Source organism: Amycolatopsis sp. NPDC051373, assembly GCF_040689465.1.
GTDB lineage: Bacteria > Actinomycetota > Actinomycetes > Mycobacteriales > Pseudonocardiaceae > Amycolatopsis.
The window spans coordinates 295,069-314,265 of record NZ_JBFBAE010000004.1; the positions used below are offsets into that span (position 1 = coordinate 295,069).

General features: G+C 71.0%; 16 protein-coding genes. 10 read left to right on the forward strand and 6 right to left on the reverse strand.

Annotation, left to right across the window (positions count from 1 at the left end; genetic code table 11):
• Nucleotides 1-42: 42 nt before the first annotated feature.
• The 10 genes from glyA to AB0383_RS09875 all read left to right on the forward strand — a co-directional run bounded on the left by glyA (nt 43) and on the right by AB0383_RS09875 (nt 12,079).
• The gene (gene glyA, locus AB0383_RS09830; RefSeq protein ID WP_366186374.1) at nt 43-1,350 is read left to right on the forward strand and encodes a serine hydroxymethyltransferase; all 1,308 of its coding nucleotides are present in this window, start codon (nt 43-45) and stop codon (nt 1,348-1,350) included.
• Nucleotides 1,347-2,579: a sarcosine oxidase subunit beta family protein gene (locus AB0383_RS09835; RefSeq protein WP_366186376.1), complete on the forward strand. Its 1,233-nt coding sequence runs from the start codon at nt 1,347-1,349 to the stop codon at nt 2,577-2,579. Before glyA ends, AB0383_RS09835 begins: the two co-directional genes overlap by 4 nt.
• Before the next feature lie 8 nt (nt 2,580-2,587).
• Complete coding sequence (locus AB0383_RS09840; protein WP_220240537.1) at nt 2,588-2,866, forward strand: sarcosine oxidase subunit delta; 279 nt, start codon at nt 2,588-2,590, stop codon at nt 2,864-2,866.
• A complete protein-coding gene (locus tag AB0383_RS09845) occupies nt 2,863-5,496 on the forward strand; it encodes a 2Fe-2S iron-sulfur cluster-binding protein (protein ID WP_366186378.1) in 2,634 nt (877 codons plus the stop codon). Before AB0383_RS09840 ends, AB0383_RS09845 begins: the two co-directional genes overlap by 4 nt.
• A gap of 4 nt (nt 5,497-5,500) precedes the next feature.
• Nucleotides 5,501-6,076 carry a sarcosine oxidase subunit gamma family protein gene (locus AB0383_RS09850; protein WP_364178328.1) on the forward strand — a complete coding sequence of 192 codons (576 nt, stop codon included), beginning with the start codon at nt 5,501-5,503 and terminating at the stop codon, nt 6,074-6,076.
• On the forward strand, nt 6,061-6,903 hold the full coding sequence (gene purU / locus AB0383_RS09855; protein ID WP_364178046.1) for a formyltetrahydrofolate deformylase: 843 nt from the start codon (nt 6,061-6,063) through the stop codon (nt 6,901-6,903). The genes AB0383_RS09850 and purU overlap by 16 nt, the downstream gene beginning before the upstream one ends.
• Nucleotides 6,904-6,917: 14 nt before the next feature.
• Nucleotides 6,918-9,362, forward strand: a complete 2,445-nt coding sequence (locus AB0383_RS09860) for an FAD-dependent oxidoreductase (RefSeq protein WP_366186380.1) — start codon at nt 6,918-6,920, stop codon at nt 9,360-9,362.
• An 11-nt stretch (nt 9,363-9,373) separates the two neighbouring features.
• Nucleotides 9,374-9,847, forward strand: coding sequence for a hypothetical protein (locus AB0383_RS09865; protein ID WP_366186382.1), 474 nt, complete (start codon nt 9,374-9,376; stop codon nt 9,845-9,847).
• A 58-nt stretch (nt 9,848-9,905) separates the two neighbouring features.
• On the forward strand, nt 9,906-10,742 hold the full coding sequence (locus tag AB0383_RS09870; RefSeq protein WP_366186384.1) for an oxidoreductase: 837 nt from the start codon (nt 9,906-9,908) through the stop codon (nt 10,740-10,742).
• Between the two features lie 332 nt (nt 10,743-11,074).
• Nucleotides 11,075-12,079 carry an alcohol dehydrogenase catalytic domain-containing protein gene (locus tag AB0383_RS09875; protein WP_366186388.1) on the forward strand — a complete coding sequence of 335 codons (1,005 nt, stop codon included), beginning with the start codon at nt 11,075-11,077 and terminating at the stop codon, nt 12,077-12,079.
• Nucleotides 12,080-12,127: 48 nt separating this feature from the next.
• Here the strand turns inward: AB0383_RS09875 and AB0383_RS09880 are convergent, their stop codons facing one another.
• The 6 genes from AB0383_RS09880 to AB0383_RS09905 form a co-directional block, all read right to left on the reverse strand.
• Nucleotides 12,128-13,564: a glycoside hydrolase family 3 protein gene (locus tag AB0383_RS09880; protein ID WP_366186390.1), complete on the reverse strand. Its 1,437-nt coding sequence runs from the start codon at nt 13,562-13,564 to the stop codon at nt 12,128-12,130.
• Between the two features lie 3 nt (nt 13,565-13,567).
• A complete protein-coding gene (locus AB0383_RS09885) occupies nt 13,568-14,398 on the reverse strand; it encodes a carbohydrate ABC transporter permease (RefSeq protein WP_366186392.1) in 831 nt (276 codons plus the stop codon).
• On the reverse strand, nt 14,395-15,381 hold the full coding sequence (locus tag AB0383_RS09890) for a sugar ABC transporter permease (protein WP_364178026.1): 987 nt from the start codon (nt 15,379-15,381) through the stop codon (nt 14,395-14,397). The genes AB0383_RS09885 and AB0383_RS09890 overlap by 4 nt, the downstream gene beginning before the upstream one ends.
• Entirely contained in the window at nt 15,378-16,670 is a 1,293-nt protein-coding gene (locus tag AB0383_RS09895) for a sugar ABC transporter substrate-binding protein (RefSeq protein ID WP_354880127.1), read from the reverse strand. The genes AB0383_RS09890 and AB0383_RS09895 overlap by 4 nt, the downstream gene beginning before the upstream one ends.
• Before the next feature lie 612 nt (nt 16,671-17,282).
• Nucleotides 17,283-18,059 carry a hypothetical protein gene (locus tag AB0383_RS09900; protein ID WP_220240548.1) on the reverse strand — a complete coding sequence of 259 codons (777 nt, stop codon included), beginning with the start codon at nt 18,057-18,059 and terminating at the stop codon, nt 17,283-17,285.
• 114 nt (nt 18,060-18,173) lie between these two features.
• On the reverse strand, nt 18,174-19,106 hold the full coding sequence (locus tag AB0383_RS09905) for a MurR/RpiR family transcriptional regulator (protein ID WP_220240549.1): 933 nt from the start codon (nt 19,104-19,106) through the stop codon (nt 18,174-18,176).
• Between the last annotated feature and the right edge of the window lie 91 nt (nt 19,107-19,197).

Here is a 19,197-nt window from a genome sequence, read left to right on the forward strand (position 1 = left end):
CGACCAGCCAGTTCTGGGTTCAGCGGACGGAAGCAGGCAGGAATGACCGCGACGATCGGGGGAGCGGGCGCCGTGCTCGGCCGCTCCCTGCAGGACTTCGACCCGGACGTGGCCGCCGCGATCGGCGCCGAGCTGCGTCGCCAGGCCTCGACGCTGGAGATGATCGCCAGCGAGAACTTCGCGCCCACGGCGGTGCTGCAGGCCCAGGGCTCGGTGCTCACCAACAAGTACGCCGAGGGCTACCCCGGCCGGCGCTACTACGGCGGGTGCGAGCACGTGGACGTGCTGGAGAACCTGGCGCGCGAGCGCGTCAAGGAGCTCTTCGGCGCCCGCTTCGCGAACGTCCAGCCGCATTCCGGTGCGCAGGCCAACGCCGCCGCCATGGCCGCGCTGCTCAAGCCCGGCGACCGCATTCTCGGCCTCGCGCTCGCGCACGGCGGGCACCTCACGCACGGCATGCGGATCAACTTCTCCGGCCTGCTCTACGAAGTCTCGGCCTACGAGGTGTCCGAAAAGGACTTCCGCGTGGACCTGGCCGAGGTCGCGCGGCTCGCGCGGGAGCACCGGCCGAAGCTGATCATCGCCGGCTGGTCGGCCTACCCGCGGCAGCTGGACTTCGCGCGGTTCCGCGAGATCGCCGACGAGGTGGGCGCGTACCTGATGGTCGACATGGCCCACTTCGCCGGCCTCGTGGCCGCCGGGCTGCACCCGTCGCCGGTGCCTCACGCGCACGTCACGACCACCACCACGCACAAGACCCTCGGTGGCCCGCGCGGCGGTGTGGTGCTGACGAACGACCCGGAGCTGTCCAAGAAGGTGAACTCCGCGGTGTTCCCCGGCCAGCAGGGCGGCCCGCTGGAGCACGTGATCGCGGCGAAGGCGGTGGCGTTCAAGATGGCCGCCGAACCGCAGTTCGCCGAACGCCAGGCCCGCACGTTGCGCGGCGCGAAGCTGCTCGCGGAACGGCTGCTGGCCGAGGACACCACGGCGGCCGGCATCTCCGTGCTGACCGGCGGCACCGACGTGCACCTGGTGCTGGCCGACCTGCGCGATTCCGTGTTGGACGGAAAGCAGGCCGAGGACCGCCTGCACTCGGTGGGGATCACGGTGAACCGCAACGCGGTGCCGTTCGACCCGCGTCCGCCGATGGTCACCTCGGGCATTCGCATCGGCACCCCGGCGCTGGCGACGCGCGGCTTCGGCGACGACGAGTTCCGGGAGGTCGCGGACATCGTGGCCGCGGCGTTGCTGCCCGGTTTCGACGAAACCGTCGCGGAGAAGCTGCGCACCCGCGTGGCCGCTCTCACCGCGAGATTCCCGCTCTACCCGGACTTGGAGGCCCCGCAGTGAACCCGACGGCCCCCGGCGCCGACCTGCCCGAACACCCGGACTTCCTCTGGGACAACCCGGAACCGAAGCGGTCTTACGACGTCGTCGTGGTCGGCGGCGGGGGCCACGGCCTCGCCACCGCCTACTACCTCGCGAAGGTCCACGGCATCACCAACGTCGCCGTGCTGGAGAAAGGCTGGCTCGCGGGCGGCAACATGGCCCGCAACACCACCATCATCCGGTCCAATTACCTGTGGGACGAGAGCTCCGGCATCTACGAGCACTCGCTGAAGCTGTGGGAAGGCCTGGAGGAGGACCTCGGCTACCCGATCCTGTTCAGCCAGCGCGGCGTGCTCAACCTCGCGCACAGCCTGCAGGACGTGCGCGACAGCGTCCGCCGCGTCGAAGCCAACAAGCTCAACGGCATCGACGCCGAGTGGGTCGACGCGGCCGGGGTCAAGGAGATCTGCCCGATCGTCAACACCTCGCCCGACGTGCGGTACCCGGTGCTGGGCGCCACCTACCAGCCGCGCGCGGGGATCGCGAAGCACGACTACGTGGCGTGGGGTTTCGCCCGCGCGGCCGCCGCGCTGGGCGTCGACCTCATCCAGGACTGCGAGGTCACCGGCATCGAGACCACGGCCGGCCGCGTGACCGCGGTCGACACGACGAGGGGCCGGATCGCCGCCGGCAAGGTCGCGTTGTGCGCCGCCGGGCACTCGTCGGTGGTCGCGAAGATGGCGGGGTTCGACCTGCCGCTGGTGTCGCACCCGTTGCAGGCGCTCGTGTCGGAGCTGCTCGAACCGGTGCATCCGACCGTGGTCATGTCGAACGCCGTGCACGTGTACGTGTCCCAGGCGCACAAGGGCGAGCTCGTGATGGGCGCCGGCATCGACTCCTACGTGGGCTACGGCCAGCGCGGCGCGTTCCACATCATCGAGGACCAGATGGCCGCCGCGCTGGAGCTGTTCCCGGTGTTCGCGCGGGCGCACCTGCTGCGCACGTGGGCCGGGATCGTGGACGTCACGCCCGACGCGTCGCCGATCGTCGGTCTCACCCCCGTGGAGAACCTCTTCGTCAACTGCGGCTGGGGCACCGGCGGGTTCAAGGCCACACCCGGCGTCGGCGACTGCTTCGCCCACACCGTGGCGAAGGGCAAGCCGCACCGGTACGCCGAGCCGTTCACCCTCGACCGGTTCACCACCGGCGCCCTCGTCGACGAGCACGGCGCCGCCGCCGTCGCCCACTAGGAGCTCCCGTGCAACTCATCCCGTGCCCGTGGTGCGGTCCCCGCGAGGAGACCGAGTTCCACTACGGCGGTCAGGCGCACGTCGCCTATCCACAGGACCCGGCCGCACTGTCCGACGAGGACTGGGCGAAGTTCGTGTTCTTCCGCGCCAACCCCAGCGGCCCGCTGCCCGAGCGATGGACTCATTCCGCGGGCTGCCGCCGGTGGTTCAACGCCGTGCGCGACACCCGCACCCACGACCTCCTGGCGGTCTACCGCCTCGACGAGCCCAGGCCGGTGATCCCGTGACCCGATTGCCCGACCGCGGCGTCGTCGACCGCGCCGCCCCGCTGAAGTTCACCTTCGACGGCCGGGAGCTGACCGGCTTCCGCGGCGACACCCTCGCGTCGGCCCTGCTCGCGAACGGCGTGCACCAGGTGGCCACAAGCATCAAGTACGGGCGTCCGCGCGGCATCCTCGCGGCCGGCGTCGAGGACGCGACCGCGCTCGTGCAGATCGAAGCGCCGTTCCCGGAGCCGATGCTCAGCGCGACCACAGTCGAGTTGTACGACGGCCTGGTCGCCCGCGGCCTGCCCGGTCAGGGCAAGCTCGCCGCCGAGCCCGACCCGGCGCGCTACGACGCCAAGCACGTCCACTGCGACGTCCTGGTCGTCGGCGCCGGGCCGGCCGGGCTGGCCGCCGCGGCCGGCGCCTCCGGACGAGTGCTCCTGGTCGACGACCAGCCCGAACCGAGCGGCGAGCTCCCGGACGGCGTCCGGTTCCTCTCCCGCACCACGGCGTTCGGCGTGTACGACGACGGGTTCGTGCTGGCGCTGGAACGACGCGGTGAAAACGCGGCCCCCGAGCGGATCTCGCGCCAACGTGTGTGGCGGATCCGCGCGACGCGGATCGTGCTCGCGACCGGCGCGCACGAGCGGCCCGTGGTGTTCCCGGACAACGACCGGCCCGGCATCATGCTCGCCGGCGCGGCGCGGACGTACCTGAACCGCTACGGCGTGCTCGCCGGGCGGCGCGCGGTCGTGTTCACCACCAACGACAGCGCCTACGCGGCGGCTTTCGACCTCGCCGACGCCGGTGCGGAGATCGCGGTGATCGCCGACGCGCGGGACACCGTGCCCGCTCACTTGGGGGAAGACGCCGCGGCGCGGGGGATCGAAATCCGGACCGGGCACGGGGTCGTCGGCACCTCGGGGGGTGACCGCATCACGTCGGCGGTCGTCGCGGAACTCGGGGCCACGCAAGGGGATCGCTTCGCCTGCGACCTGCTGCTCGTGTCCGGCGGCTGGAACCCGGCCGTGCACCTGTTCAGCCAGGCTCGCGGCACTCTGCGCTACGCACCCGAGCTCGGCGCGTACGTCCCGGACGGTGACCTGCCGGCTGTGCTTGTGGTCGGCAGCGCGGCGGGGGCAGGCCTGCCGGAGGCGAAGGTGCTGTGGCAGGTGCCGGCGGCGGAGTCCGAAGTGGACACCCGGTTCGTCGACCTGCAGCGCGACGCCACGGTGTCCGACGTCCTGCGCGCGACCGGCGCCGGTCTGCGGTCGCTGGAGCACGTAAAGCGCTACACGACCATCGGCACCGCGCACGACCAGGGCAAGACATCCGGGCTGCTCGCCGCGGGCATCACCGCCGAGGCGCTCGGGCGAGATCTGGCCGGGCAGCGGCCGACGACGTTCCGCCCGCCCTACACCTCCGTGTCGTTCGCCGCGCTGGCCGGCCGCAACCGCGGCGACCTGCACGACCCGGTGCGGGTGACGGCACTGCACCCGTGGCATGTCGAGCACGGCGCGGAGTTCGAGAACGTCGGCCAGTGGAAGCGGCCGTGGTACTACCCGCGGGCCGGGGAGGACCTGGAAACGGCCGTGCTGCGTGAATGCCGCGCCGCTCGTACCGGCGTCGCGCTGATGGACGGCTCCACGCTCGGCAAGATCGACGTGCAGGGCCCGGACGCCGCGGCGTTCCTCGACCTGCTCTACACGAACCTGATGAGCTCACTCAAGGTCGGCCGCATCCGCTACGGCGTGATGTGCGGCGTCGACGGCATGGTCATCGACGACGGCACCGTGATCCGCGTGGCCGAGGACCGGTTCCTCGTCACCACGACGACCGGCAACGCGGCGATGGTGCTGGAGTGGATGGAGGAGTGGCTGCAGACGGAGTGGCCGGACCTGCGCGTGTTCGCCACGTCGGTGACCGAGCACTGGGCCACGATCCCGCTCGTCGGCCCGCGCTCCCGCGCGGTGCTCGCGAAGGTGGCGCCCGGGCTCGACGTGTCGAATGACGCCTTCGGGTTCATGACCTGGCAGGACGCGGTGGTCGCCGGGATCGACGCCCGCGTCTGCCGGATCAGCTTCTCCGGTGAGCTGGCGTACGAGATCAACGTGCCCTCGTGGTACGGGATCACGCTGTGGGAAGCGCTGCTGGCGGCCGGCGCCGAGGACGGGATCACGCCGTACGGCACGGAAACCATGCACGTGCTGCGCGCCGAGAAGGGCTACCCGATCATCGGCCAGGAGACCGACGCGACGGTGACCCCGCAGGACCTCGGCATGAGCTGGGCCGTGTCGAAGAAGAAGCCCGACTTCCTCGGCAAGCGATCCTTCACGCGTGCGGAGAACCTGCGGCCCGACCGCAAGCAGCTCGTCGGCCTGCTGCCGCAGGACCCGGCCGTGCTGTTGCCGGAGGGCTCGCAGCTGATCGAGACCGACCACGTGCCCGAGCCGCCGGTGCGCATGCTCGGCCACGTCACGTCCAGCTACCGCAGCGCCGCGCTGGGCCGCACGTTCGCCCTCGCGCTCGTGCGGTCCGGACGGGAACGCGTCGGCCAGACGCTGTACGTGCCGGTGGGCGACGCCGTGGTGCCGGTGACCGTGACGGAATCCGTGCTGTTCGACAAGGAGGGGACCCGCCGTGACGGTTGATCTGATGCGCCGCGCCCCGCTCGCGGCCCACGCGGCCGCGCTGGCCGCCCTCGCGCCCGCCGTGGTCGCGGAGGAACGGCCGTTCCTGACGCAGCTCACCGTGCGGGTGCGCGAAGGCCATGATGAGGTGGGGGAGCTGCTCGGTGTACCGTTGCCGGCCCAGCCGTGCACCTTCACCTCCGGCCGCGGGCCGTTCGGTGCCGTGGACGTGCTGTGGCTGGGCCCGGACGAGTACCTGGTCCTCGCCGAACCCGGCGCGGTGACCGAGACGGATCTGCGGCCGGCGATCGCGGTGGGCGCGGTGACCGACACGTCGGCGCAGCGCACCACCGTCCGGCTGGCCGGGCCGGCGGTGCGCGACGTGCTCGCGCACGGCTGCGCGATCGACCTGGACCCGGCCGTGTCGCCGCCCGGGACCTGCGTGCAGACGTTGTTGGCCCGCACCGGAATCGGGCTGCTGGTCCGAGAGGCCGGCGAGTTCACCGTGCTCGTGCGCCAGTCCTTCGCGCCCTACTTCGCCGCGTGGCTGGCCGACGCCGCCACCGAGTACACCGAGGAGGGGCCTTGGCCTTCACGCTGACGCTCAAGTGCCCCGAACGCGCGGGCATCGTCCACGCCGTCACCACGTTCCTGATGGAGCGCGGGTGCGACATCGTCGAGCACCAGCAGTTCGACGACGACGTGCGCGGCTCGCTGTTCCTGCGCACCTGCTTCACCTGTTCCGTGCCGGCCACTGTGGACGATCTCCGGAGGGCGTTCGTGCCGGTGGCCGGTGACTTCGGCATGGAGTTCGAGTTCGCCGACGGTACGGCGCCGCGGGTGCTGGTGATGGTGTCGAAGTTCGGGCACTGCCTCAACGACCTGCTCTTCCGCTGGCGCGCCGGCAGCCTGGGCGCCCAGATCGCGCTGGTGGTGTCGAACCACGAGGATCTGCGCCCGATGGTCGAGGCCGCCGGGGTGCCGTTCGAGCACGTGCCGCTGACTCCCGCGACGAAGGCCGGAGCCGAGCAGCGGCTGCTGGACCTGCTGTGGGAACACGAAATCGACCTGGTCGTGCTCGCCCGGTACATGCAGGTGCTCTCGGACGAGCTGTGCGGCAAGCTCGCGGGCCGCGCGATCAACATCCACCACTCGTTCCTGCCGGGGTTCAAGGGCGCGAAGCCCTACCACCAGGCCTACGACCGGGGCGTGAAGTACGTGGGCGCGACCGCGCACTACGTGACGCCCGACCTCGACGAGGGCCCGATCATCGAGCAGGAAGTGCAGCGCGTGGACCACACGTACTCACCGCGGGAACTCGTCACCGTCGGACGTGACGCCGAGGCGCTCGCGCTGTCGCGAGCGGTCCGCTGGCACAGCGAACGCCGCGTCCTGCTCAACGGCAACAGCACCGTCGTCTTCCGGTAAGGAGTGTTCTTCTCATGACCCGAGTCGTGATCATCGGCGCCGGAATCGTGGGCGCCAACCTTGCCGACGAGCTCACCGCCCGCGGCTGGACCGACGTCACCGTGCTGGACCAGGGGCCGCTGCCACTGACCGGCGGCTCCACCTCGCACGCACCCGGTCTCGTGTTCCAGACCAACCCGTCGAAGACGATGACCGAGTTCGCGCGCTATACCGTCGAGAAGTTCAGCGGCCTGGAGGTCGACGGACTGCCGTGCTTCAACCAGGTCGGCGGCATGGAGGTGGCGAGCACGCCCGCGCGGTGGCAGGACCTGCACCGCAAGCACGGCTGGGCCACGTCGTGGGGCGTCGAGGCGCATCTCATCGACGTCGACGAGTGCGTGCGGCGCTGGCCACTGCTCGACGGCTCGCGGATCCACGGCGCGCTGTACGTGCCGACCGACGGGCTGGCGAAGGCGTCGCGCGCGGTCGTCGCGCTGGCCCGCCGCGCCGAATCGCGGGGCGCGCGGTTCGTGGGTTCGACGAAGGTGACCGGGCTGAAGCAGGCCGGCGGCCGGGTGACCGGCGTCGAGACGGACCAGGGTGAGTTCCGTGCGGACCTCGTGGTCTCGTGCGCCGGGTTCTGGGGGCGCGAACTCGGTGCGCTGGCGGGAATGTCCGTGCCGCTGCTGCCGCTCGCGCACCAGTACGCGAAGACGGGTCAGGTCGCGGAGCTGGTGGGGCGTAACACGGAGACGAGCGAGGCGAGCCTGCCGATCCTGCGCCACCAGGACCAGGACCTGTACTTCCGCGAGCACACGGACCGCCTCGGCATCGGCTCGTACGCCCATCGGCCGATGCCCGTCGAACCCACCGGCGTGGACGGCGAGGTGACGGAGTCGTCGATGCCCTCGATGCTGCCGTTCACCGACGAGGACTTCGCCCCTTCGTGGGAGGAGAGCAAACTGCTGCTGCCCGCGCTCGGCCGGACGAAGGTCGAGGAGGGGTTCAACGGCATCTTCTCCTTCACTCCCGACGGTGGGTCGCTGGTCGGGGAGTCGGAGCACGTGCGCGGGTTCTGGATCGCCGAGGCGGTGTGGGTGACCCATTCGGCCGGCATCGCGAAGGCCGTGGCGGAGTTGCTCGTGCACGGTCGTTCGGAGACCGATCTGCACGAGGTGGACGTGCACCGGTTCGAGGAGGTGCAGCTCGCGCCGGAGTACGTGAGCGAGACGTCGCAGCAGAACTTCGTGGAGATCTACGACGTGCTGCACCCGTTACAGCCCAAGCTTTCGCCGCGCGACCTGCGGGTGAGCCCGTTCAACGTCCGGCAGCGCGAGCTGGGCGCGGTGTTCCTGGAGGCGGGCGGCTGGGAACGGCCGCACTGGTTCGAGGCCAACGCCCCGCTGGTGAAACGCCTGCCGCATGAGTACCTACCGCCGGCGCGCGACGCGTGGGCGGGGCAGTTCCACTCGTCGATCGTGGCGGCGGAGGCGTGGCACACGCGCAACGGGGTGGCGCTCTACGACATGACGCCGCTCAAGCGCGTGGAGGTGAGCGGGCCGGGTGCGCTGGAGTTCCTGCAGGGGCTGACGACGAACCAGCTCGACAAGTCCGTGGGTTCGGTGACCTATACGCTCATGCTCGACGATGCCGGTGGCGTGCGCAGTGATGTCACGGTGGCGCGGCTGGAGCCTTCTGTGTTCCAGGTCGGGATCAACGGGAACATCGATGTCGCGTACCTGAACGCGCTGGTGCCCGACGGGGTGCGGGTCCGGGACATCACCGGGGGTACCTGCTGCATCGGCGTGTGGGGACCGCTCGCGCGTGACCTGGTGCAGCCGTTGTCGGCGGAGGACTTCTCGCACGCGGGGCTCAAGTACTTCCGGGCGCGCTCGGCGCGGATCGCGGGGGTGCCGGTGACGGCGATGCGACTGTCCTATGTGGGCGAGCTCGGCTGGGAGATCTACACGTCGGCGGACAACGGCCTGCGGCTGTGGGACGCGTTGTGGGCGGCGGGACGGAAACTCGGCGTGATCGCGGCCGGGCGGGCGGCGTTCAACAGCTTGCGGCTGGAGAAGGGCTACCGGCTGTGGGGCACGGACATGACCACCGAGCACGATCCGTACGAGGCCGGGGTCGGGTTCGCCGTTCGCCCGGCGAAAGGTCCGTTCGCGGGGCGGGAGGCGATCGAGGGCCGTTCGGAGGAGACGGCCGCGCGGCGGTTGCGGTGCCTGACCGTGGACGACGGGCGGACGGTGGTGCTGGGCAAGGAACCGGTGTTCGTTGCCGGCGCTGCTTCGGGTTACGTGACCAGCGCGGCCTACGGCTACACGGTCGGGCGGCCGATCGCCTACGCGTGGCTGCCGGGGACCGTCGGCATCGGCGACGCAGTGGAGATCGAGTACTTCGGGCGGCGGGTCGCGGCGACGGTGGCCGCGGAGCCCCTGGTCGACCCGGGAATGGAACGCATTCGGCGCTGAGAGGGGTTTTCATGCGGGATCAGATCATGAGCGAGTTCCTGAAGTCGTTGGCGACGCCGCCGGTGGGGTCCGCGGTACCGGTCGGCGGGACCGTCGCGGCGCTCGCGTTGGCTCAGGCCGCGGCGCTGTTGGCGCGCACCGGCGACGGCGCGGACGGTGGCTGGATGCACGGGCTGCGGCTGGCCGAGCAGGACGCGTTCGCGGTGCGGACGTCGGACCTCGACGCTTGGCGGCCTTCCTCGGATGTGATCACCTCGGCGGCCTCCTTGCTGGCCGTGGCCGAACGGCGGCTGGCCGAGGGCGCGGCGCCGCTCGACGTGGCGGCCGCGGCGGAGGCGGTGCGTTCGGCCGTGGTGATCGCGCGGGTGGCGATCGAGAGCCGCACGGGTCCGGTGCCGGCGCTGGGGGTGGACGAACTCGTCTCGCGGGCGGAGCGGATCACGGCGGCGGTGCGAAGTGGTCTAACTAACCAACTGGTTGGTTGACGAAGCTGCGGGATCGGTGTCTGATGGAGAGGTAGGCACGAACTCCCGGAAGGCACTCATGTCCAAGGCCTGGCTCATCACCGGCAGCTCCCGCGGCTTCGGGCGGGAGCTGGCGAAAGCAGTCCTCGACCACGGCGACCGGCTCGTCGCGACCGCTCGCAAGCCCGAACAGCTCGACGACCTCGTCGCCCGGTACGGCGACCGCGTGCGCGCCCTCGCCCTCGACGTCACCGACCCGGCGGCCGCCCGCGCGGCCGTGCAGGCGGCGGTGGACGCGTTCGGCTCGCTCGACGTCGTGGTGAACAACGCCGGCTACGCCAACTCCGCACCCATCGAAGAAATGCCCGACGACGACTTCCGCGCCCAAGTGGACGCGAACTTCTACGGCGTCGTCAACGTCACCAAGGCCGCCCTGCCGATCCTGCGCGCCCAGCGCTCGGGGCACCTCGTGCAGTTCTCGTCGGTCGGCGGCCGCGTCGGCGGCTCGCCCGGCATGGGCGCTTACCAAGCCGCGAAGTTCGCGGTCGAGGGCTTCTCCGAGGTGCTGGCCAACGAGGTCGCGCCCTTTGGCGTCAAGGTCCTCATCATCGAGCCCGGCCCGTTCCGCACCGACTGGGCCGGCGCGTCCATGCGCGTCGACCCGGTGACCCCCGATTACGACGAGACGGTCGGCGCGATGAACCGCCGCCGCACCGACTCCGCCACCTGGCCCGGCGACCCCGCCCGGGCCGCCAAGATCATCGTCGACGTCGTCGACCACGCCGACCCGCCCCGGCGCCTCCTGCTGGGCGCCGGCGCGGTGGAACTGGCCGCACGGTCTTCGGCGGAACGCGCGGCTGAGGCCGAGAAGTGGGCGGACGTGAGCCGCTCGGCGGACTTCCCTCCGGGCGAGTGACACAGGGGGCCCCGATCCGCTGTGCCGTAACGCGCCGCGCTCGGCTCGCCCGGCGCCTCCTGCTGGGTACCGGTGCGGTGGAGCTGGCGGCGCGGTCTTCCGCCGAACCCGCCGGCCGCTGGTGGCCTTCCCTCCGGAGGAGTGACTGCACTGACCGCCGCGCCGGCTGCCGTCGGCCTTGGGTCTCGTTCTTCGCCGGAACGCGCGGCCGAGGCCGTGAGCGGCTCGGCGGACTTCCCTCCGGGGGAGTGATTCCGTCCCTTCGAAGGCCCCGCGGTGCCGGCGCGGAGCACTAGCATCGGTCGCATGAGTCGACGTGCTGGGCCGAACCGGTGAGGGCCTTCGTCGTCACCGGGCCCGGCGAGGCCGGGGTGGCCGAGGTGCCGGAGCCGGTCGCGGTGATGGGCGAGGTCGTGGTGGCCGTGGAGCGCGCCGGGGTGTGCGGCACGGACTTCGAGTTCTTCACCGGCGAGATGCACTACCTCGGCGACGGCCAGGCGCGCTACCCGATGCGAATCGGGCACGAATGGTGCGGCACCGTGGTCGAGACGGGTGAGGGCGTGCATCCCGCGTGGGTGGGACGGCGGGTCGTCGGCGACACGATGCTCGGGTGCGGGCACTGCCGGCGGTGCCGCAACGGCCACCAGCACGTGTGCGCGGACCGGCAAGAGGTCGGGATCCGCGGCGGGCGGGCCGGGGCGCTGGCGGAGAAGATCGCGGTGCCGGTGACGTCGCTGCACGAGTTGCCCCCGCACCTCGACGCGACGGCGGGCGCGCTGGTCGAGCCGGGCGGGAACGCGCTGCGGGCGGCGCAAGCCGCGTTGGGCGAGAAGGACGGGATGCGCGTCGCGGTCTACGGGCCGGGCACGATCGGGCTGCTCACGGCGATGTTTCTGCGTGCGGCCGGCGCCGAGGTCCACTTGATCGGCGCCACGGCCGGCTCGATCGCCTTCGCGCGTGAGCTGGGGTTCTCCGCGGCCGCGGAGCCGCCCGCGCCGCCGGTGGACGCGGTCGTGGACGCCACCAGCGACCCGGCCGTCCCGGCGGCCGCGCTGGAGCTGGTGGAGCCGTCGGGCCGGATCGTCTACATCGGACTCGCCGGAGAACCGAGCGGGATCGACACTCGGCAGCTGGCCCTCAAGGACGTGACGGCCGTCGGGATCCTCAGTGCGTCGCCCGGGCTCGAGGCAGCCATCGACCGCTACGCCGACGGGGATGTCGACCCGCGCCCGATCGTCGCGGCGACGGTCGGCCTCCACGAGGTCGCCGACGTCTTCGCCGGACGCCGCCCGCCGGGAGCGGGACCGAAGATCCTCGTCGATCCGAACCGGATGTGAAGGCCGGTCCGTGGGCGAGGGTCGGGGGGCCGTGCCCACGGACCGGGGTCAGGCGAGGTACTCCGCGGCCGCGCGCAGGCTGACGTACGAGCCGCTGAACGTGTCGATCCGCGGCCCCGTGGTCGACGGCCCGGGCACACCCGTCTCGACGCGGATGTAGCCCACATCGGACAGTTCCGCGAGGAACGCGAGCACCGCCGGATGCCGGTGTGCCTCGCGCGTCACCACGACCACGCTCGCGAACTCCCGAGCCCGGGCCCGCACGGCAGCTGCGTCGGCAGGGGACACGGTCATCGCGACAGTTCCTGGCACCAGCGAGGTCAGATGCGGGCCCAGGCCCCACGGCATCGGCCCGGCGGCGATCGTCGGGTCGGTGGTCACGTCGACGACCAGCGGTGCACCCGCCGGCCGCGGCGAGCCCTGGATCCGCAGGGCCGCGCGAGCCGCCGCGAGGCCCAGCGCGTAGTCGACCGGCTGCAGCTCGGCGGGCGTCGGCGAGGTGCCCAGCGCCGCCGTCCGGGCGGCCGCGTCCGCGAGCCGTTCCGCGGACAGCGTCCCGTCCGAAACCGCGGCCACGATCGCCGAGGTGATGGCGTCCAACGTGTCCGCCTCGAACGCGGCCCCGCCGATGCACAACGCGTCCGCGCCCGCGGCCAGCGCGCGGACGGCCGCGCTGCCGAGCCCGTCATGCCGGCCGTAGGAGCCGGAGACCGCGCCCATCTCCAGCGCGTCCGTGATCACCGCGCCGTCGAAGCCCAGTTCACCACGCAGCACCTCGGTGAGCGCGACCCGGTTCAAAGTCGCCGGTTCGTCGCCCCACGCTCGCACCACGAGGTGGCCCGACATGATCGACCGCACACCCGCCGAGATCGCCGCGGCGAACGGCACGAGCTCGATCTCCCGCAGTTCCTGAGGCGTCCGCGGCAGCACAGGCAGCGAAACGTGCGAATCCTCCGTCGCCGCACCGTGGCCGGGGAAATGCTTCGCACACGCGGCCACGCCGTACTTCTGCAGTCCCGTCACGAATGCCGCGACGTGCGGCGACGCCTTCGCCGGGTCCGACCCGAACGCGCGCACCCCGATGATCGGGTCCTGCGCCGCGAGCGTGAGGTCCGCGCACGGCGCCAGGTTCACCGTCACGCCGCACGCGGCCAGCCGCTCGCCGAGCGCCGCCGCGACCGCCGTGGTGAGCTCCGGGTCGTCGGCCGCGCCCAGCGCGAGCGGGCCGGGCACGAACGAGCCGGTGTTCACGTCGAGGCGGGTGACGTCGCCGCCCTCCTCGTCGATGCCGACCACCACGTCGTCGCGTTCGGCCCGCAGCGCCGTGGTCAACGCCGCCACCTGCTCGTCGTCGACCACGTTGCGCCCGAACAGGATCACACCGCCGAGGCCCTCGCCCAGGCGCCGCCGCAACCATTCCGGCGCCGTCGTGCCCGCGAAACCGGGCAGGAGCACCGCTTCCGCCCAATCCCGAGGATCAGTCATCGCTCACCCCTTCACCGCGCCGGCGGTCAGGCCGGACACCAGCTTGCGTTGCACGATCAGGAAGAAGATCAGCGCCGGCACCGCGTACACCGCCGACGCCGCCATGATCGCACCCCAGTCGACCGAGAACGCGGTCCTGAACGACGAGAGCCACACCGGCAGCGTCTGCTTGTTCGGGTCGTGGATGAACACCAGCGCGAACAGGAACTCGTTCCACGCGGTGATGAAGCTGAACACCGACGTGGTCACCAGCCCGGGCCCGAGCAGCGGCAGCGTCACGCGGCGGAACGCGCCCGCGCGGCTGCAGCCGTCGATCATCGCCGACTCTTCGAGGTCGTACGGAATGCCGTTGATGAAGCCGTAGAGCATCCAGACGGTGAAGGGCAGCGACGTCGCGAAGTACACCAGCAGCAGCGAAGGCAACGTGTCGAGCAGCCCGATGTCACGCATCAGCAGGTACATCGGGATGAACAGCGCCGAGAGCGGTGCCAGCTGCGCGACGAGGATCAGCAACAGGAACCCCTTGCGCCCGCGAAAGCGGAACCGCGCGAGCGGGATCGCCGCCAGCACGCCGACCACCAGGGCCGCGATCACGGCGCCGAGGGTGACGATGAGGCTGTTGCTCAGGTACGTCACGAACCCGGGCTTGGTGAGCGCGGAGACGAAGTTCTGCAGCGTCGCAGACGAGGGGAACAGGTCGTACTTCGGCGAGAGCACCTCGCCCGGGGTCTTCAGCGACGTGGTGAACATCCAGTACGTCGGGAAGAAGAACGCCAGCGCGATGAGCACGCCGACCACCGACAGTGTGATCCGCTGGGTCAGCGACTTCTTCACGCGAGCTCACCGTCCTTCGAGCGCACCAGCAACTGCACGTAGCGCGCGGTGACCAGCAGCAGGATCACCAGCATGATCGTGGCGATGGCCGCGGCCGAGCCGAAATGGCTGCCCGCGATGCCCTTGAGGTACTGCAGGATCGCGAGCGTCGTGCTCGCGCCGTCGGGCCCGCCCTGGCGGATGGCCCAGATCTGACCGAACATGTTGAAGTCCCACAGCACCGACAGGAACGTGACCATCGTCAGGATCGGGCGGATCGCGGGCCAGCTGACCGCGCGGAACGTCTGCCACGGCCCGGCGCCGTCGATGCCGGCGGCTTCGTACTGCTCGCGCGGCACGCCGATCAGGCCCGCGTAGAGCGTGAATGCCACGAACGGCGCGGCCTGCCACAGCACCAGCAGCCCGACGACGGTCATCGTGCTCACCCCGGTGGAGAACCACGAGTAGCCGATGAACGAGTGGAACCCCAGGCGGTCCAGCGTCTTGTTCAGGATCCCGTACTGCTGGTCGAAGATCCACTGGAATACCGTGGTCGTCGCGATCACCGGCACGGCCCAGGCGAGCACGAGCGAGATCTGCAGGAGGATCCGGACTACCGGGTTGAGGTGGCGCATGAGCACCGCGATGACCAGCGCGACCAGCAGCGTGGCGGCCACCAGCAGGGCGGTGAACACGACGGTCCGGACGGCGACCGCCCAGAAGTCCGGGTCGGTCAGCTCCTCGGTGTAGTTGTCGAACCCGACCCATACGGCCTTGCCGGTCACCAGCTCGTGCAGGTCGAGCTTGCGCAGGCTGATGCCGAGCATCTGGATCGTCGGCCAGCCGAGCAGCACCAGCACGGCGACGAGGGCGGGCAGGAGCAGCAGGTAGGGCGTGGCCCGCTCGCCGAACCCACCCCGGCGCCGCGGTTTCGCGGGAGTGACGCGCGCCGATGCCGGCGGGGTGGCCCCCGCCGGCATCGGCACGTCTTTGGTGGCGGTCATCCGCCGATGATCTTGTCGAGGGCGGCGTTGGCGTCAGCCGTGGCCTGGTCGATCGACTTCTTCCCGGTCAGGTACGCCGTCAGCATGTCCTTCAGCGGATTCTGGCCCGACTCGACCTCGCCCCACTTCGGGCTGGTGGGCACCGCGCGGCCGTTCTTCGAGGCCTTCGCCATCACGCCGCCGAGCGGGTCCTTGTCCAGCGCGCTGGTGTCGGTCGAGGTGCCCGGCACGTAGCCGGCGGCGGCCATCTGGCTCATGTACTTGGTGCTGGTGAGCAGCTTCAGGTACTCCTTGGCGAGGTCCGCGTGCTTGCTGTTGAGCGGGATCACCAGGTTCGAGCCGCCGAGGAACACCGGGGCCGTCTGGCCGGCGGTCTTGCTCGGGATCGGGAACGCGCCGGTCTTGTCGGTGATGCTCGGGTCGGTCTTCGCGGCCGTGGCGACCTCGCCCGGCGTGCCGATGAACATCGCGACCTTGCCGCCGCCGTAGATGCCGGCCTGCTGCGGCGTGGCCTCGTCATTGTCCTTCGGCGCGGTGGTGCCGGAGGCGTCCACGAGCTGCTTGTAGAACTCGAGACCCGCCTTCGCGCCGGCCGAGTCGAGCGTCGACTTGAAGCCCTTGCCGTCGGCCTGGGCGACGTCGCCGCCGTTGTCCCAGATGAACGACAGCAGGGTGTACCAGTACTGACCCGGCAGGTAGAGGGGCTGGAAGTCCTTGTCGCTGCCGAACTTCGCCTTCAGCTTGGCGATGTCGTCGAGCCACTCCGCGTTCGAGGTCGGCGGTGCGGTGATACCGGCTTGGGCGAACATGTCCTTGCGGTAGAGGACCTCGCGGTTGGCGGCGTAGAACGGCACGCCGTAGGTCTTGCCCTCGAATTCGCCCGAGGCCTTGAGCCCGGTCAGCCACTGCGCGCCGTTGAAGCTGTTGACGTCGGCGGAGAGGTCGGTGAGCACCTCGTCGGAGGCGAACGCCGGGGTCTGGGTGTTGCCGACCTCGATCACGTCGGGCGGGGTGTCACTCGCGAGCGCGGTGGTCAGCTTCTGCTGGATGCCGTTCCACGGCTGGATCTGGTAGTTGACCTTGACCCCGGCGTGGGCCGCCTCGAACTCCTTGTTGAGGGCGCCCGTGAGGCTGTCCGGCGCGGAGCCGTCCATCAGCCAGACCGTGAGCGTGCCACCGTCCGAACCACCCGAGCCGGACGCGGTGTCACCGCCGCCCGAACCGGCACACCCGGCTGTCGCGAGGGTGAGGGCGGCGGCACCCGCCGCCAGTTTGAGCCAGCGCTTCACTTGTCTGTCCTTTCGGTGTCCGGCCCCCAGGCCGGTCGAGTGACAAATGGTGTAGACCAATGTTGAGAGAGTGGTCCGGACCACAGCTGGTGTCAAGCCGGTTGCCAAGACGTTGTAAACGCGACGGGGAGTCTGACGCTGCGTGTCAGGCCGGTTACTGGCGCGCGGCGCAAAAGTGCAGGTGGCGCACCGGAAAACCTTTACCGGGCAGGGTTTGTCTCGCCGTGGCGGTTGTTCGTGAAGACCTCGCCGGGGCGAGGGACGCGGACAGAAACTGTCCGCGAGACGGGGCGCGACCCGGTCCAGTGGTACGGGCTGGTCCGCATGGAGGGTGGACGGCGCGAAATCGGTGAGGTTCGGACAACCTCGAGTGTGGACATCGCCCACGCGAGCGTACGGAAGCCCGCGATCGAGATCCGGCTGGGCGCGTCCCGTTGTCCGGGACACCGCGAAAACGAGTGCTGCTCAAGGGGTTGACACACGAAAGGGCCCCGCCCGGCGAGTGCCGGGCGGGGCCGTGGTGCGCTCCCCGAGCGGATCAGGGTCGACCGTTCGGCCGTTGACCGAGCGGTGCTGGATCGTGCGGTGCCGGATCGTCGAGTACCGGACCGGTCAGTGGTTGACCTTGAACCACGGCTGCGACCAGCCGAGGTAGGTCTGGCCCCACGAGCTCTTGATCTCCGAGATCGTGGTCTGGGTGTAGCTGCCCGCGCCGTGGATGTCGTTCGACAGGAACTGGCCGCCGCCGATCGAGATCATGGTGTGGCCCGCGCCGCCGTTGGAGAAGAAGGCGAGCCCGCCGGCCGGCACGTTCTGGTCGCCGGCGTGCTTGTACTGCGCGGGGATCTGGGTCCAGTGCACGTACGCGGTCTCGGAACCGCTGGCGGAGAACCCGTAGTTCTGGGCGTTGATGCGGTCGCACCAGCCGTCGTAGGAGGCGACGTTGTTGGTGTGCACGCGGGTCTTGGCGTAGGCCACGGCCTGCGCGCAGGTCTTCGCGTCACCGAGCCCGGTGGTGGAGCAGGTGCTCTGCGGCGGCGTCGGGACGCCGGTGCAGTCCGGGGCGATGCGGCCGTCGGAACCGGTGTAGACGTAGGTGTCGGTGATGTAGCCGCCCTTGGCGGCGACATGGTCCCAGATGTTGCTGGTGCCGTACTTGCCGGTCACGGTGTCGCCGGTGGTCTGGCAGTCGATGACCACGGCGGTGCCGTCGGCGATGGTGCCGACGGAGCTCGCGCCGGTGCCGGGCGCCGAACGCACGGTGAGCGGCGCGCCGGAGTCGGTGTGCACGGTGCCGTTGGCGTCGGCGGCCAGTGCCGGCGCGATGCCCGACAGCGTCAGCGCCGCGGCGAACGCGACCAGGCCCAGTGTGCGTTTCGCGATTCTCATCCTCGGTCCTCCTGATCCCCGGTGGGTGTGGGAACCAGGTTCGCCCGAGCCGATACACGCGCCGTACAAATGCGTTCGCGACGGCCGTGAACCCCGGACAATCCGGGCGCGCGGTCAGCCCTTGCGGGGGTGGCCCGACTTGCGCCGCGGCACGTAGTCGCGGCTGTCGCCCTGGATCAGCCGCGAGCGCAACGTGGTGAGCAGCTCCGAGGTCTGGTTGGCGTGGTCCTCGTCGCGCGAGGCCAGCCCGAGCAGCAGCGCGTCCGCCAGCACCTCGGCGCTGAGCATCTCGCCGGTGAAGTTGCTGGGGGAGTGCGTGGCCTGCAGAGCCACGGCCACGCGGTCGCCGAAGACGGGTGCGAGCGAGTCGGTGATCAGCAGCGTGTGGGCGCCGACCTCACGCGTGCGGTCGAGGAGCACCTCGATGTCGCCGAGCAGCCGGCTCGGCAGGAACAGCACCACGACGTCGCCCTCGCCGAGGCCGAGCAGGTCGTCGGCGAGGCGGAAGCCGGTGGCGCCGCTGGCACGGGCGCGGCGGCCCATCCGGCCCAGGCGCAGCGCGACGTACCCGGCGAGGAAACTCGACGGGCCGATGCCGAAGGCCAGCACCTCGCGCGCGCCGGCCAGCAGGTCCACGGCCTTCTCGAAGTCCTCCTCCGAAATGAGGCGCCAGGTCTCGGCCAGCCGCTCCGTCGCCTCGGTGAACACGCGCGCGAGCACGGTCGTGGGCTCGCCGGTGGGCTCGCCGATCTGGCGGTGGCGCAGCTCGATCGACGGGCTGGTCTCGGTGACCACCTGCCGGGCGAGGTGCTGGCGCATGTCGGCCAGGCCGCTGTAGCCGAGCGTCTTGGCGGTGCGGACCACGGTGGCGTCGCTCGTGCCCGTGGCCGAGCCGATCTGCTCGGCGGTGGCGAAGATCGCCTCGCGTGCGTGGTGGCGCAGGTACTCGGCGACGGCGCGCTCGGCCCGCGACATCCCGGCGAGGCGGCCGGTGATCCGCTCGGTGAGCGAATCGCCGCCGTCGGCGGGGGTGGCGTCGTCGGGCATCGGATCACTCTCCTGTCGGCTCGCCTGCATCGTAGTGGTCCGCGGTGCCGTCGTGTGCGGGACCACAGTGGACGGTGTGGCGCGCGCCTGT

Coding starts and splice junctions, on each gene's coding strand:
- AB0383_RS09890 (WP_364178026.1), bottom strand. CDS start 15,381: ATGACCGCCACCAAAGACGTGCCGATGCCGGCGGGGGCCACCCCGCCG.
- glyA (WP_366186374.1), top strand. CDS start 43: ATGACCGCGACGATCGGGGGAGCGGGCGCCGTGCTCGGCCGCTCCCTG.
- AB0383_RS09870 (WP_366186384.1), top strand. CDS start 9,906: ATGTCCAAGGCCTGGCTCATCACCGGCAGCTCCCGCGGCTTCGGGCGG.
- AB0383_RS09905 (WP_220240549.1), bottom strand. CDS start 19,106: ATGCCCGACGACGCCACCCCCGCCGACGGCGGCGATTCGCTCACCGAG.
- AB0383_RS09860 (WP_366186380.1), top strand. CDS start 6,918: ATGACCCGAGTCGTGATCATCGGCGCCGGAATCGTGGGCGCCAACCTT.
- AB0383_RS09900 (WP_220240548.1), bottom strand. CDS start 18,059: ATGAGAATCGCGAAACGCACACTGGGCCTGGTCGCGTTCGCCGCGGCG.
- AB0383_RS09865 (WP_366186382.1), top strand. CDS start 9,374: ATGCGGGATCAGATCATGAGCGAGTTCCTGAAGTCGTTGGCGACGCCG.
- AB0383_RS09880 (WP_366186390.1), bottom strand. CDS start 13,564: ATGACTGATCCTCGGGATTGGGCGGAAGCGGTGCTCCTGCCCGGTTTC.
- AB0383_RS09850 (WP_364178328.1), top strand. CDS start 5,501: ATGCGCCGCGCCCCGCTCGCGGCCCACGCGGCCGCGCTGGCCGCCCTC.